Origin of the sequence: Streptomyces inhibens (assembly GCF_022221585.1) — a bacterium.
Lineage (GTDB): Bacteria > Actinomycetota > Actinomycetes > Streptomycetales > Streptomycetaceae > Streptomyces > Streptomyces inhibens.
In genome coordinates this window covers 4,780,434-4,793,836 of the sequence record NZ_CP084681.1, presented here as the reverse complement: position 1 = coordinate 4,793,836, position 13,403 = coordinate 4,780,434, and the positions used below count along the sequence as shown (strand labels likewise).

General features: G+C 71.2%; 14 protein-coding genes. 9 read left to right on the top strand and 5 right to left on the bottom strand.

The window, feature by feature from the left end; translation table 11 throughout:
* The first annotated feature begins 1 nt into the window (after position 1).
* The gene (locus KI385_RS21900; RefSeq protein WP_238573870.1) at positions 2–454 is read left to right on the top strand and encodes a heat shock protein transcriptional repressor HspR; all 453 of its coding nucleotides are present in this window, start codon (positions 2–4) and stop codon (positions 452–454) included.
* A 104-nt stretch (positions 455–558) separates the two neighbouring features.
* On the opposite strand, the gene KI385_RS21895 is transcribed toward KI385_RS21900, so the two are convergent.
* The 4 genes from KI385_RS21895 to KI385_RS21880 all read right to left on the bottom strand — a co-directional run bounded on the left by KI385_RS21895 (position 559) and on the right by KI385_RS21880 (position 2,424).
* On the bottom strand, positions 559–963 hold the full coding sequence (locus KI385_RS21895) for a hypothetical protein (RefSeq protein WP_128509238.1): 405 nt from the start codon (positions 961–963) through the stop codon (positions 559–561).
* Positions 960–1,196 carry a hypothetical protein gene (locus KI385_RS21890; protein WP_238573869.1) on the bottom strand — a complete coding sequence of 79 codons (237 nt, stop codon included), beginning with the start codon at positions 1,194–1,196 and terminating at the stop codon, positions 960–962. The genes KI385_RS21895 and KI385_RS21890 overlap by 4 nt, the downstream gene beginning before the upstream one ends.
* Positions 1,197–1,371: 175 nt before the next feature.
* Positions 1,372–1,776 carry a pyridoxamine 5'-phosphate oxidase family protein gene (locus tag KI385_RS21885; protein WP_238573868.1) on the bottom strand — a complete coding sequence of 135 codons (405 nt, stop codon included), beginning with the start codon at positions 1,774–1,776 and terminating at the stop codon, positions 1,372–1,374.
* 66 nt (positions 1,777–1,842) lie between these two features.
* The gene (locus KI385_RS21880) at positions 1,843–2,424 is read right to left on the bottom strand and encodes a Uma2 family endonuclease (protein WP_238573867.1); all 582 of its coding nucleotides are present in this window, start codon (positions 2,422–2,424) and stop codon (positions 1,843–1,845) included.
* Between the two features lie 190 nt (positions 2,425–2,614).
* Here KI385_RS21880 and clpB point away from each other — a divergent pair, with 190 nt between their 5' ends.
* Positions 2,615–5,245 carry an ATP-dependent chaperone ClpB gene (gene clpB / locus KI385_RS21875; RefSeq protein WP_238577788.1) on the top strand — a complete coding sequence of 877 codons (2,631 nt, stop codon included), beginning with the start codon at positions 2,615–2,617 and terminating at the stop codon, positions 5,243–5,245.
* Between the two features lie 122 nt (positions 5,246–5,367).
* Positions 5,368–5,904 (top strand): YbjN domain-containing protein, encoded by a 537-nt coding sequence (locus tag KI385_RS21870; protein ID WP_128509240.1) that lies wholly within the window; start codon positions 5,368–5,370, stop codon positions 5,902–5,904.
* Positions 5,905–5,994: 90 nt separating this feature from the next.
* Here the strand turns inward: KI385_RS21870 and KI385_RS21865 are convergent, their stop codons facing one another.
* On the bottom strand, positions 5,995–7,200 hold the full coding sequence (locus KI385_RS21865) for a pyridoxal phosphate-dependent aminotransferase (protein ID WP_238573866.1): 1,206 nt from the start codon (positions 7,198–7,200) through the stop codon (positions 5,995–5,997).
* Between the two features lie 235 nt (positions 7,201–7,435).
* Between KI385_RS21865 and KI385_RS21860 the strand changes: the two genes are divergently transcribed.
* From KI385_RS21860 to pyrE, 6 genes are all read left to right on the top strand, one after another.
* Positions 7,436–7,723: a hypothetical protein gene (locus KI385_RS21860; protein WP_238578102.1), complete on the top strand. Its 288-nt coding sequence runs from the start codon at positions 7,436–7,438 to the stop codon at positions 7,721–7,723.
* Positions 7,724–8,087: 364 nt separating this feature from the next.
* Positions 8,088–8,609: a DUF2617 family protein gene (locus KI385_RS21855; protein WP_238573865.1), complete on the top strand. Its 522-nt coding sequence runs from the start codon at positions 8,088–8,090 to the stop codon at positions 8,607–8,609.
* A 254-nt stretch (positions 8,610–8,863) separates the two neighbouring features.
* Complete coding sequence (locus tag KI385_RS21850; RefSeq protein WP_238573864.1) at positions 8,864–10,600, top strand: polyamine aminopropyltransferase; 1,737 nt, start codon at positions 8,864–8,866, stop codon at positions 10,598–10,600.
* A gap of 93 nt (positions 10,601–10,693) precedes the next feature.
* On the top strand, positions 10,694–11,662 hold the full coding sequence (locus KI385_RS21845; RefSeq protein WP_238573863.1) for an SRPBCC domain-containing protein: 969 nt from the start codon (positions 10,694–10,696) through the stop codon (positions 11,660–11,662).
* Positions 11,663–11,738: 76 nt separating this feature from the next.
* Positions 11,739–12,590, top strand: coding sequence for an aldose epimerase family protein (locus tag KI385_RS21840; protein WP_238573862.1), 852 nt, complete (start codon positions 11,739–11,741; stop codon positions 12,588–12,590).
* A gap of 72 nt (positions 12,591–12,662) precedes the next feature.
* Entirely contained in the window at positions 12,663–13,205 is a 543-nt protein-coding gene (pyrE, locus tag KI385_RS21835; protein ID WP_238573861.1) for an orotate phosphoribosyltransferase, read from the top strand.
* Positions 13,206–13,403: the final 198 nt, after the last annotated feature.

Below are 13,403 nucleotides of genomic sequence, written 5' to 3'. Positions count from 1 at the left end.
GATGGACAGCCGGGGCGGGCAGCGTCGTAACCCGTATGAACTGACCGATGAGTCGCCGGTGTACGTCATCTCCGTCGCGGCCCAGCTCTCCGGCCTGCATCCGCAGACCCTTCGGCAGTACGACCGGCTGGGGCTGGTCTCGCCCGACCGTACGGCCGGGCGGGGCCGCCGCTATTCGACCCGGGACATCGAACTCCTGCGTACGGTGCAGCAGTTGTCCCAGGACGAGGGCATCAACCTTGCCGGCATCAAGCGCATCATCGAGCTGGAGAACCAGGTCGCGGCCCTGCAGCAGCGGGTCGCCGAGCTCCAGGGCGCCCTGGAGGGCGCGGCCAGCGCGATGCAGCAGCGGGAGGCGGCGGTGCACGCCTCTTATCGGCGCGATCTGGTGCCGTATCAGGATGTGCAGCAGACCAGCGCGCTGGTGGTGTGGCGGCCCAAGCGGCCCGAGTAGTGGCCGGTGCGGGCGCGCCTGGCGCGTGATGTGGCGAAGGGCCGGGGAAGCCCGGCCCTTTCGCATGTCCGGCCCTGCGGCCGCCGGTGGGTGTCGCGGGCCGCTCAGCAGCCGTTGTAGCCGGCCGTGGGCATCGAGAGCCGCCGGTGCACATGCGACTTCATCGCCAGCGTGTAGACCGGCTCGTCGAGGTCGGCGGTCTCCAGCCGGATGCCGGCGGCCGCGCACCGGGCGGTGAATTCATCCGCTCCGTCGATGGCGTTCTCCAGCGCCCGGCGGTTGGGCGTCACGAACACATCGACCAGGCCCTCTTCCACATCACTCCACAGCGCGCTGTGGTCGGCGCGCAGCTGGTGCAGGCTGAGCTGGCAGGTCAGGTGGTAGTCACGGGCTGCCGCCCACTGTTTGCACATGTCGTGCTGGCTGCGGTCATCGACCAGGAACGGATCCTCGTCCAGCTCGGACAGCGGCATCAGGCAGGCGATCGCCGTAACTCGGACCGAGTTCATCGTGCCCTCCGGGGCGTGGCGACTGTGGGGGCGACGATACCCCCGAGCGAGGCCCGCGGTGGAGGGGCGGTGCCGGGCGGCGAGGCGTAACCGCAGGCGTGGCAGATCTTCCAGCCGTCCTGGTTGACGGCGAGTTGGCCGCCGCAGCGCGGGCAGAGCTCGGCGTGCGGGCGTGGCCGGGTGGGGGGTGGACGGCGCGGAACGGTCGTCACGATGCGTACTGCCGACGCCATGCGGCCTCCAGCTGCCGTCTTTTGCACGGGAGGGGGTCGAAGCCGCTCGTCGATGCGCGGAGCTGTTCGGTTCCCGTCGTACCTGAGTACCAGTTGGAGGGTGTATCTCGAATGCGGGGCGTCCGTTTTCAGCCAGGTGCGGATCGGGATGTGCGAGGGGTGCGGGAGCGGGCTCTCAGGCCCGCCCCATCGCCTTGGTCACGGAGATCTCGATCATGACCCGATCAGGGTTGGGCGCCGGCGTGCGGCCGTACCGCTCGGCGTACCGGCCGACCGCATCGGCCACCGACTCCGCGTCCGTACGCACCCGCGCGATGCCCTCCAGCGTCGCCCAGCGCCCCTTGTCGACCTGGCACACGGCGACGGTGGCACCGTCCGCCCCGGCGGCGAGGATGTTCTTGACCTTGGTGCTGTCCTTGCGGGTGATGATCCGCGCGATCCGCTGCCCGGCGTCGTAGGTGACGCCTACGGGAACGACATGTGGCGTCCCGTCCGTACGCAGCGTGGTGAGCGTCGGCATCAGATACTCGCCCCAGAAGGCGAGGTACTCCGGGCTGAGGGCGCTGAGGTCGTGGGCCATGGGGCAAGGGTAGTTGGGGCTTCAGCGGCCCGGCCCGGCGGTCGGAGGGAGTCGGTGGTGTCGCGGTCAGAGGAAGTCGGTGGTGTCGAGGTCGAAGGAGAAGGGGGCGGGGAGGGGGAGGGGTTTGCCGAAGGGCAAGCAGTGGGCCTCGCGGTAGTCCCCGTCCTTCGGGTCGCTGAACAGCGTCACCGTGGACTTGTCGCGGTCGACGAGCAGGTAGAGCGGAATGGCGGCACGGGCGTAGGCGCGCCGCTTGCCCTCGCGGTCGTTACGGGGCCTGGTCGACGTGACCTCGACGACCATGGTGACGCCATCGCTGGGCATCCAGGGGCCGGCGCCCCGGAAGATCCGCAGTGCGCGCGGCGCGAGCGTGGCATCCGGGATGACGTGGTCCTCGGGCTGAGATTCCAGGCCGGGAAGCTTGAGCCCCTTGCCGCTGGCGATCTGCATTCGAGTTGCCGATTGTGCCCTCACCTGCTCGTTCATGATGTCCAGGTAGTCCTCGTGGTCACCGTCCGTCGGCGGTGTCACAACAATCTCCCCCTCGATGAGCTCGGCCCGGAAGCCTGTCGGCGTCTCCAGGGCCAGAAAGCCTTCCAGGAGGATGTCTTCCTGCGTGGGCATGGGCTCGTGTGCCATAGCCGTCATGCTGCACCTCCTTGTGGTCGGAGGCCAGTGTTACCGGGTGACGCCGACGGCGAAGGCGCGTTCGGCAGCGTTCACCCGTAAGTGCGTCCTTGAGTGGAATAGACTCAACTTATCGCACGTTGGCATGAGCAGGATTTGCCAGACGGGGCGCAAGATCGCCGATGACGAGCACAAGGAGGATCACGAGGCCGTGGACGCCGAGCTGACCAACAAGAGCCGCGAGGCGCTGAGCGCCGCCAATGAGCGGGCGGTCACCGCCGGGCATGCGGACATGACGTCCGCGCACCTTCTGCTCGCCCTGCTGGCCGGGCAGGACAACGAGAACATCATGGACCTGCTGGCCGCCGTCGAGGCGGACGCCGCCGTGCTGCGCAACGGGGCCGAGCGCCAGCTCGCGTCGCTGCCCAGCGTGCAGGGCTCGACCGTCGCGCCGCCGCAGCCCGACCGCGATCTGCTCTCCGCCATCGCGGACGCCACCCAGCGCGCCAAGGAGCTCGGCGACGCATACGTCTCCACCGAACACCTGCTCATCGGCATCGCCGCCAAGGGCGGGCGCACCGGCGAGCTGCTGGAGCAGCAGGGCGCCTCCGCCAAGAAGCTGCTGGCCGCGTTCGAGGCGAGCCGCGGCGGGCAGCGGGTGACCAACGCCGACCCGGAGGGCACGTACAAGGCGCTGGAGAAGTTCGGTACGGACTTCACGGCGGCCGCCCGGGAGGGCAAGCTCGACCCGGTCATCGGCCGGGACCACGAGATCCGGCGGGTGGTGCAGGTGCTCTCCCGCCGTACGAAGAACAACCCGGTGCTGATCGGTGAGCCCGGCGTCGGCAAGACCGCCGTCGTCGAGGGGCTGGCACAGCGGATCGTCAAGGGCGATGTGCCCGAGTCGCTGCGCAACAAGCGGCTGGTCGCGCTCGACCTGGGTGCGATGGTCGCGGGCGCGAAGTACCGCGGCGAGTTCGAGGAGCGGCTGAAGACCGTCCTCGCGGAGATCAAGTCCAGCGAGGGCCAGATCATCACCTTCATCGACGAGCTGCACACCGTCGTGGGCGCGGGCGCCGGCGGCGACTCGTCCATGGACGCGGGCAACATGCTCAAGCCGATGCTGGCCCGCGGTGAGCTGCGGATGGTCGGCGCGACGACGCTCGACGAGTACCGCGAGCGGATCGAGAAGGACCCGGCGCTGGAGCGGCGCTTCCAGCAGGTGCTGGTCGCCGAGCCGACCGTCGAGGACACGGTGGCCATCCTGCGCGGACTCAAGGGCCGCTACGAGGCGCACCACAAGGTGCAGATCGCGGACTCCGCGCTGGTGGCCGCGGCAACCCTCTCCGACCGCTACATCACCTCCCGCTTCCTGCCCGACAAGGCCATCGACCTCGTCGACGAGGCCGCGTCCCGGCTGCGGATGGAGATCGACTCCTCCCCGGTCGAGATCGACGAGCTCCAGCGCGCCGTCGACCGGCTCAAGATGGAGGAGCTGGCGCTCAAGAACGAGACCGACGCCGGCTCCGTCCAGCGGCTGGAGCGGCTGCGCAAGGACCTCGCCGACAAGGAGGAGGAGCTGCGCGGTCTGACCGCCCGCTGGGAGAAGGAGAAGCAGAGCCTCAACCGCGTCGGTGCGCTCAAGGAGAAGCTCGACGAGCTGCGCGGCCAGGCCGAGCGCGCCCAGCGCGACGGCGACTTCGACACCGCCTCCAAGCTGCTCTACGGCGAGATCCCGGGCGTGGAGCACGAGCTGGAGGAGGCGGCCGCCGCCGAGGCCGAGCAGGAGGCGTCCAAGGAGTCCATGGTCAAGGAGGAGGTCGGCCCGGACGACATCGCGGATGTGGTCGGCTCCTGGACCGGCATCCCGGCCGGGCGGCTGCTGGAGGGCGAGACCCAGAAGCTGCTGCGGATGGAGGAGGAGATCGGCAAGCGGCTGATCGGCCAGGCCGAGGCCGTCCGTGCGGTGTCCGATGCGGTGCGCCGTACCCGGGCCGGTATCGCCGACCCGGACCGCCCCACCGGATCGTTCCTCTTCCTCGGCCCGACCGGTGTCGGCAAGACCGAGCTGGCCAAGGCGCTCGCGGACTTCCTCTTCGACGACGAGCGGGCGATGGTCCGTATCGACATGTCGGAGTACGGCGAGAAGCACAGCGTCGCCCGGCTGGTCGGCGCGCCGCCCGGCTATGTCGGCTACGAGGAGGGCGGCCAGCTGACCGAGGCGGTCCGCCGCCGTCCGTACAGCGTGATCCTTCTCGACGAGGTGGAGAAGGCGCACACCGAGGTCTTTGACATCCTGCTCCAGGTCCTGGACGACGGGCGCCTCACGGACGGCCAGGGCCGTACGGTCGATTTCCGCAACACCATCCTCATCCTGACCTCCAACCTCGGCTCCAACTTCCTGATGGACCCGCTGCTCAAGGAGGACCAGAAGACGGAGAAGGTGCTGGAGACGGTCCGCGCGTCCTTCCGTCCCGAGTTCCTCAACCGGCTCGACGACGTGGTGGTCTTCCACCCGCTCGGCACCGACCAGCTGCAGCGGATCGCCCGGATCCAGCTCGACCAACTGCAGCGCCGTCTCGCCGACCGCCGGCTGACGCTGGACGTCACCGACCGCGCCCTGAACTGGCTCGCCTGGCTCGGCCAGGAGCCGGTGATCGACGCCCCCGCGCCGGACATGTCCTACGGCGCCCGGCCGCTGCGCCGCCTGGTCCAGACGGCCATCGGCGACCAGCTGGCCCGCGCCATCCTGGCGGGCGAGGTGGTGGACGGTGACACCGTTCGGGTGGACGTGGACGGCGACCAGCTGTCGGTGGAGTCGGCCGGACGGGTCGCGGGCTGACATGCTGGCACCTTCCTGACCTGCCCCTCCGCACCCTCCTGGCCCGCCCGGCCCGTCCGGGCTTGCCAGGAAGGGGCGGATGTGGGGGAGGATGGCAGGGACCATACGAAGGGAATTCCACGGTGAGCATCGACCCGTCCTCGATTCCGAATTTCGGGGGCCAGCCCGAACCGCAGCCGTCGGGGCCTGATGGTCCCGTCGTGCCCGACCAGGACCTGGTCAAGCAGCTCCTCGACCAGATGGAGCTGAAGTACGTCGTCGACGAGGAGGGTGACCTCGCCGCCCCGTGGGAGCAGTTCCGCACGTACTTCATGTTCCGGGGCGAGGAGGAGCAGCAGATCTTCTCCGTCCGTACGTTCTATGACCGCCCCCATGGCATCGACGAAAAGTCGAAGCTGCTGGAGGCGATCGACGACTGGAACCGCCGGACGCTGTGGCCCAAGGCCTACACCCATACCCATGACGACGGCACGGTCCGTCTGATCGGTGAGGCATCGATGCTGATCGGCACCGGCGTCTCGCTCGAACACTTTGTGTCGAGCACGGTCAGCTGGGTCCGCGCCTCGATCGAATTCGACAAGTGGATCGTCGAACAGCTCGGCCTGGAAGCCGAGATCGAAGGCGACTCCGACGAGAAGCCGGGTGACGACGAGGCCTGAGCCCCGTACACCCCCCACCCGGCTGCGCGGGCCCTCGGAGCGATCGGCTCCGGGGGCCCGCGTCCGTCTGACCAGGGGCTTCGGGTGGCCTCAGGGCGTGCCCGCCAGTGCCTTCAGTCGTCCGGCCGCCTCCTCCAGTACGTCGACGCTCTTGCAGAACGCGAAGCGGACGAAGGGGGCGCCCTGGTCCTTGTGGTCGTAGAAGACGGCGTTGGGGATGGCGACGACGCCGGCGCGTTCGGGGAGGGCGCGGCAGAAGGCGAAGCCGTCGCCGTCTTTGGACAGCACAGCGCCCAGGGGGCGGATGTCGGTGGTGATGAAGTAGGTGCCGGTGGGGCGGAAGACCTGGAAGCCGGCGCCGGCGAGGCCGGCGGACAGGACGTCGCGCTTGGCGCGCAGGTCGTCGCGCAGACCGGTGAAGTAGCTGTCGGGGAGGGCGAGCGCCTCGGCGACGGCGTACTGGAAGGGCCCGGCGGAGACGTAGGTGAGGAACTGCTTGGCCGAGCGGACCGCGCCGATCAGCTCCGGTGGCGCGGTGACCCAGCCGACCTTCCAGCCGGTGAAGGAGAAGGTCTTGCCGGCCGAGCTGATGGTGAGGGTGCGTTCGCGCATGCCGGGGAACGACGCGAGGGGGAGGTGCTCGCCCTCGAACACGAGGTGCTCGTAGACCTCGTCGGTGATGACCAGGAGATTGCGCTCGCAGGCCAGTCGGGCGATCTCGGCGAGTTCCTCGCGGGAGAGCACCGTGCCGGTGGGGTTGTGCGGGGTGTTCAGGAGGATGAGGCGGGTGTCGTCGGTGACGGCGTCGCGCAGTTCGTCGAGGTCGAGGCGGTACGAGCCGGATTCCGGCTGTGCGCGCAGGGTCACCGGCACGCGCTGGCCGCCCGCCATCGCGATACAGGCGGCGTAGGAGTCGTAGTACGGCTCCAGGGCGATGACCTCGTCGCCCGGCTCGACCAGGGCGAGCAGCGAGGCCGCGATGGCTTCGGTGGCACCCGCGGTGACCAGGACCTCGGTGTCGGGGTCGTAGGACAGGCCGAGGTGGCCGTAGAAGCGCTCCTGGTGGGCGGCGACGGCGGTGCGCAGTTCGGGGATGCCGGGGCCGGGCGGGTACTGATTGCCGCGGCCGTCGCGCAGGGCGCGCACCGCTGCCTCTCTGACCTCTTCCGGACCGTCGGCGTCGGGGAAGCCCTGGCCGAGGTTGATGGAGCCGGTGCGTACGGCGAGAGCCGACATCTCGGCGAAGATCGTGGTGCCGAATTCGGCGAGGCGGCGGTTGAGCAGCGGTCGGTCCATGCGCGCCATCCTCCGCCGAACCTCTGGAGTTCCTCAACTGTGCTTTGAGACTCCGCGGGCTCGGGCATCAGCCCCGCACGAAAGATAGTGACGGCCGTCGATGGAGACGGTCAGCGGCGCGGGACGGCGCCGCGAGCGGCGCACGGGGCGCCGGACGGAGCGGATGCGCCCCCACTGCCTGAAGGGCGTGGGAGGTGCCCCCACGCTTCGGGGGAACGGAAGGAGTGTGAGGCAGATGGGAATCATGGTTTTCCTGGTGATCTGCGCGGTGGTGATCGGCCTGGTGGCCCTGGCCTCGCGGAGCGGCGCCGGCAAGGGGCGCGGACGTGGGTACGGCGGTTCCGGCGGTTCGAACGGCGGCAGCTGGTGGGCCGCCGGTGGCGGTGACGCGGGTTCGAGCGGTGGCCACCACGGCGGGCACCACGGGGGGCACTCGTGCGGCGGGGGCTCCTCCTGTGGCGGCGGTGGCTGCGGTGGCGGAGGCGGCGGTGGCGGCGGCGGTGGCTGCGGCGGGGGTTCCTGAACCGGCCGTGGCACCGGCGTCCGGCGGGGGTTGCCGAGCCGGCCGGCGGACCATCACAACCACACACATGCGGATGGCCCATGCCGTTCCGCATATGCTCCCGGTGGGCTCGGCGAAAGCGCCAACACCCGCCGGGCGCTTGGTCGTTGAACAACTGAGCTGCTGAGCCCTCTCGCGGATGGAAACCCGGGGGAGATGGGTAAAAACGCTGTGGGCGGCAGGGCTTTCATGATTCCCTCTCCCTAGAGAATCCCCCACGTTCTCCCATCCCACGTGGGCGCGTGCCGGCAGGCAGTCGTATATCCCTGATCCTTCAACGGGCGGGCCGGCCCACCATTCCACTGCGTGCTTGCGGAGCCGACCCATGCTCACCACTTTGAAGACGGCGTACACCGATACCCGTGCATCCGACCTGGCCTGGGCGCTGGGCAGGGAACCCCTGCCGGCCCTCGCCGTACTCGACCTCCAACTCCATGGTGCCCAGGTGCAGTTGAGACTGTTGGGCGCCTCTCATCAGGTGCTTCTCGAGGAGGAGCACGGCACCTGTTCCGAGACCGTCGCCTGTATGCCGGGCAGCAGCACACCGCTGCCGCTCGGTGTGGCGAAACGGCTGGGCAACTGGGAGTACGAATTCGCCGCGCATGTGGAGACCCTCTCGCGCGGCTCGTTCGCGGGGCGCGCGCAGGAGTTGCTCGCGCTGGTCGCCGAGCATCCGCACGGCCTCGCCGGAACGTTTCCCGGCTCGCCGCACGCTTTCACCGCGATGCTGGCGCAGCGCCAGCAGGGCCAGGTGCGCTGGCGGACCTGGCACGCGTATCCGCAGGAGGGCCGCTTGGTGGCCACCCGCACCCGCGTGGGCGTACGCGCGGCGGTCGCGGCGGTCTAACGAGGGCGGGCGAAAGTAAGTAGTCCGGCCGCAGGCGGGGCTCGAGGGTCGTGGGGAAGCGGGGCGCGGGGAGCGTGCGCCGGGGGCGTGGAAGGGTGGTTGGGCGCGTACGGCGTGGTGTGCGCGGGCTGCGCGGCGTGGATGCACCCGCCGCATCGTGCGCATCGGCGGTGCTCCAGCTGACGCGTGTGGCTCGGAGAGAACACCCGTGTGGGTGACGTAGAGGCACGGAAGCGTCACGTAGCGTTCACGCCATGATCGAGCCAGAGTCCGCGTTCACCGGCGCCCTCGGGCCGTCGGAGGCCATGACGCCGGCGCAACTGCCCGTGCCGGCCGGCCTGGGCCGTCTGCTCGTCCTCGCCGTGGTCTTCGTCTGCGCCGCCTGCGGTCTCGTCTACGAGCTCGAACTGGTCGCGCTGGCCACGTACTTGGTCGGCGACTCCGTCACCCAGGCGTCGGTCGTGCTGTCCGTCATGGTCTTCGCGATGGGCGTCGGCGCACTGCTCGCCAAGCGGCTGCGCTGCCGGGCGGCGGTCGGCTTCGGCGCGGTCGAGGCTGGCCTCGCACTGGTCGGCGGCAGCTCCGCGATGGCGCTCTACGCCTGCTTCGCGTGGTTCGGCCAGTCCCGCTCCGCGCTGGTCGGCTTCTCCCTGGCCATCGGGATCCTGATCGGCGCCGAGGTGCCGCTGCTGATGACGCTGATCCAGCGGGTGCGCCGGCAGGACGCGGGCGGCGCGGTCGCCGACCTGTTCGCCGCGGACTATGTCGGCGCGCTCGTCGGCGGGCTGGCCTTCCCCTTTCTGCTGCTGCCCCACTTCGGCCAGTTGACCGGCGCGCTGGTCACCGGCGCCGTCAACGCGGTGGCCGGCGGCGCGCTGGTGCTGTGGCTGTTCCGCGGCGATCTGACCGCCCGCGCCCGCTGGGCGCTGCTCAGCGTCAACACCCTGGTGCTGGCGCTGCTCGCCGCGGGCATGATGCTGGCCACCCCGTTCGAACGGGCCGCCCGGCATGCGGTGTACGGCTCGGCGGCGCGGGTCGCGGTGCAGACCGGCATCCAGGAAGTGGTGATGACCGGCGGCACGGACCCCGGAGCCGGTGCGGGACGGGAGGGGAAAGGTTCCGGCCGGCCGCTGGCGCTGTATCTGGACGGGCGGCTGCGGGTCAGCGCGGACACCGAATTCCGCTACCACCAGGCGCTGGTGCATCCGGCGATGGCGGGCGGGCCGCACACCCGGGTGCTGGTCCTCGGCGGCGGCGACGGCCTGGCGGTGCGCGAGATCCTCCGCTACCGCTCGGTCCGCTCGGTGACCGTCGTCGAACTCGACCCGGGCGTAGTGGAGTTGGCGCGCAGCGACCCCGGCCTCTCCCGCCTCAACCGGCACTCGCTGAGCGATCCGCGGGTGCGGGTGGTGACCGCCGACGCCTTCGACTGGCTGCGGGAACAGGGCGCATCCCGCCCCGGCGACGGGCAGGCGCCGTACGACGTCATCGTCTCCGACCTCCCCGACCCCGGGATCACCGCGAGCACCAAGCTCTACTCGCAGGAGTTCTACGGCCTCGCGGCGCGGATGCTGGCCGACGACGGGCGGCTGGTGGTGCATGCCGGGCCGCCGGTCGCGCGGGCGCAGTCCTATTGGACGGTGGAGGCGACCATCCGGTCGGTGGGCCTGGCGACCGTCCCCTACCGCCTGCCCGGCCGGCTCACCGCATTCTCCGGCGGCCCGGACCGCTGGGCCGGCCCCACCCCTCCGGACGCCGGTCCGCCCGATGCCGCACCGGGACCGGGCGCCGTCCCGGCGACCGACGGGGGCCGGTACTGGGGCTTTGTGCTGGCCGCGCGGCACCGGCCGGGGTTCGGCCTGGCACCCGACGCGCCTGTGCTGACGGGTGTCACCCGCGAGGCACTGCAGGACGGGCGGCGCGGGGCGGCCCGGGACCGGATCCCCGGGCTGCCGGCGTCGACGCTGATGCATCCGCGGTATCTGGACTGAGCGGTCCGGCCCCGGCCGCCGGCCCGGTGCCGATGCAGAAAGTTGTGCGTGCGCGGGCACGGGTCGGCGGGGCGCTGGGTAGGCTCCCATGTCATGGAGCATGAGGTGTACGTTCCGTTTCCCGTCGGGACCGTGCGGCAGGCGCTCACCGAACCGGAGCGGGTGGCGCGCTGCGTCCCAGGAGTCCAGCTCGACGCCGAGGCGGCCCCGCACCGCCCCGAGGGCCGGCTGCGGTTGCGTATCGGGAGCTCCACCATCACCTATCGCGGCGCGCTGACGGTCAGCGATGCCGCGGCCGGCAGACCCGGCGAGGACGGTGCCGCCGTGGTGACCGTGGAGGCCAAGGGCACCGAGTCGCGGGGTGACGGGACGGTCGCGCTGACGCTGACCGTACGGCTGTCGCCGACCACCGAGCCCGGCCCGGGGACGACCCTGGCCTGCGCCGGCACCGTCCACAGCGACGGCCGGCTCGCCGAGGCCACCGATCAGGCCGCGGAATCCGCCGGCCGTCGGCTGCTGGACCGCTTCGCGGAGAATCTGACGGCGGATCTTCAGCGGCGGCCGGTGGCGGAGCAGACCGGGGACGGCGGTGCAGCCGCCGACGCCGAGGGGCCCGCCGGGCGCGGTGTGTTCGAGACCGAGGTGCCGCCGCCGTCGCTGGAACCGCGCGGCGACGAGGACGCCGTCGAGGCGGCGGACCTCGGTGAGGAGACCGGGGCCGCCGAGGACCTGGGCGACGTCGAGGACGTTGCGGACGCCGAGGACGTCGACGCGGGTGATGTGACGGATGCGGTCCACGCCGCGCACGATGCGCACCTCGACTATGCGTACGGCGAGGACACGGACGGGGACGCGCCCGCCGAGGCCGCGCACGCCCGCCGGACGATGATCGGGCGCAGCGCGGAGGAGGTCGACCACGCCCCGCCGCGCGGACGGTATGCCCCGGTGCCCGCGCCGGAGCCGAACGCCACCTCGATGACGCTGCGCTGGGCGGCGCCCGCTGCCGCGGTGGTGCTGGCGTCCGCCGTGGTCGTCGGCCGGGTACTGCGCCGGCGCCGCTGACCTCGCCGTCCGGCCGCGGCGGCCGGCCGTCCCGGCGTCCCGCGCCGCGCGCCGGTGCACCGCTAGGGTCGGTCACGTGAGCACCGACAACACCACGCAGAGCGCGTCGCGGACGCAGGCGTCGGACGGCGTGCGGCTGGCCGCCGGAGACGCCGAACTGACCATCCTGCCGGACAACGGCTGCCGGCTCGGCAGCCTCCGCGTCGGCGGTACGGAGCTGCTGCGGCAGGGCGCCAAGTACGGCTGTTTCCCGATGGTCCCGTGGTGCGGGCGGATCGCGCACGGGCAGTTCCGCAACGGCGGTGAACTGCACCAGATGCCGGTCAACGACCCGCCGCACGCGATCCATGGCACCGGCCGCAACCTTGTCTGGCGGACGGCGCGTTCGGGCGCCACGGAGGCGGCCTTCACCTACGAGCTCGCCGACCCGGCGGCCCCCTGGCCGTACCCGGGCCGGGTCACCCAGCTCGTCGAACTCGCCGAGGACGGCGGTTCGCTCACCCTCACCATGGGCGTCGAGGCGGCCATCGACTCGTTCCCGGCGCAGGCCGGCTGGCACCCCTGGTTCCTGCGGAATCTGGGTGAGGGCGGCGAGGACGTACGCCTCGACTTCGCGCCCGAGTGGCAGGAGGAGCGGGGCGCGGATCACCTCCCGACCGGGCGGCGGATCACGCCGCGGCCGGGGCCCTGGGACGACTGTTTCGGCATGCCGCGGGGCGTCGCTGCCACGCTCACCTGGCCGGGCCGTCTGGAGCTGAAGATCACCAGTCGCGCCGAGTGGGTCGTCGTCTACGACGAGCAGGAGGCCGCGGTCTGCGTCGAGCCCCAGTCCGGCCCGCCGAACGGCCTCAACACTCTGCCGCGCCTGGTGACCCCGATCGACCCGTTGGAGATCTCGACGACCTGGGCCTGGCGGGCGCTGTCATAGGGCCTGTCCGGTGGATCGGGGCCGGCAGCGGACCCGGCCATGATCCACCGGACAGGCCCTAAGCTCATGGCCATGAGTGACGACGTGCGCGGCGAGCTGCTGCAGCAGATCAAGGACAAGGCCGTGGTGCACGGCAAGGTGACGCTTTCTTCCGGCAAGGAGGCCGACTACTACATCGACCTGCGCCGGATCACCCTGGACGGCGAGGCCGCGCCGCTGGTCGGTCAGCTGATGCTGGACATCACCGCCGATCTGGATTACGACGCGGTCGGCGGGCTGACGCTCGGCGCCGACCCGGTCGCGACCTCGATGCTGCACGCCTCCGCCGCCCGCGGCCGGCGACTGGACTCCTTCGTCGTCCGCAAGGCGCAGAAGGCGCACGGTATGCAGCGCCGGATCGAGGGCCCGGACATCAAGGGCCGCCGGGTGTTGGTCGTCGAGGACACCTCCACCACGGGCGGTTCGCCGCTGACCGCCGTCGAGGCGGCGCGCGAGGCGGGCGCCGAGGTCGTCGCGGTGGCGACGATCGTCGACCGGGGCGCCGCGTCGGCCATCGCCGAGGCCGGTCTGCCCTATATCACGGGCTACCAGCTCGGCGACCTCGACCTGGGCTGAGGACGGCCCGGGAGGTCCCGCACTCCGCTCCGGACTGCTCTGACCTGCGGCTTCTTCGAGGGACGGTTGGTTTCACGTGAAACCGGCCGTCCCTCTTGCCCATCGGCCGGACGGTCGATGCGAGCAATCCGCCGAGTCTGGGAAGATGTGCACGGCGAAGTCCTCGCCCCCTGGTCAGGGCCAAGAACGCACACCCGC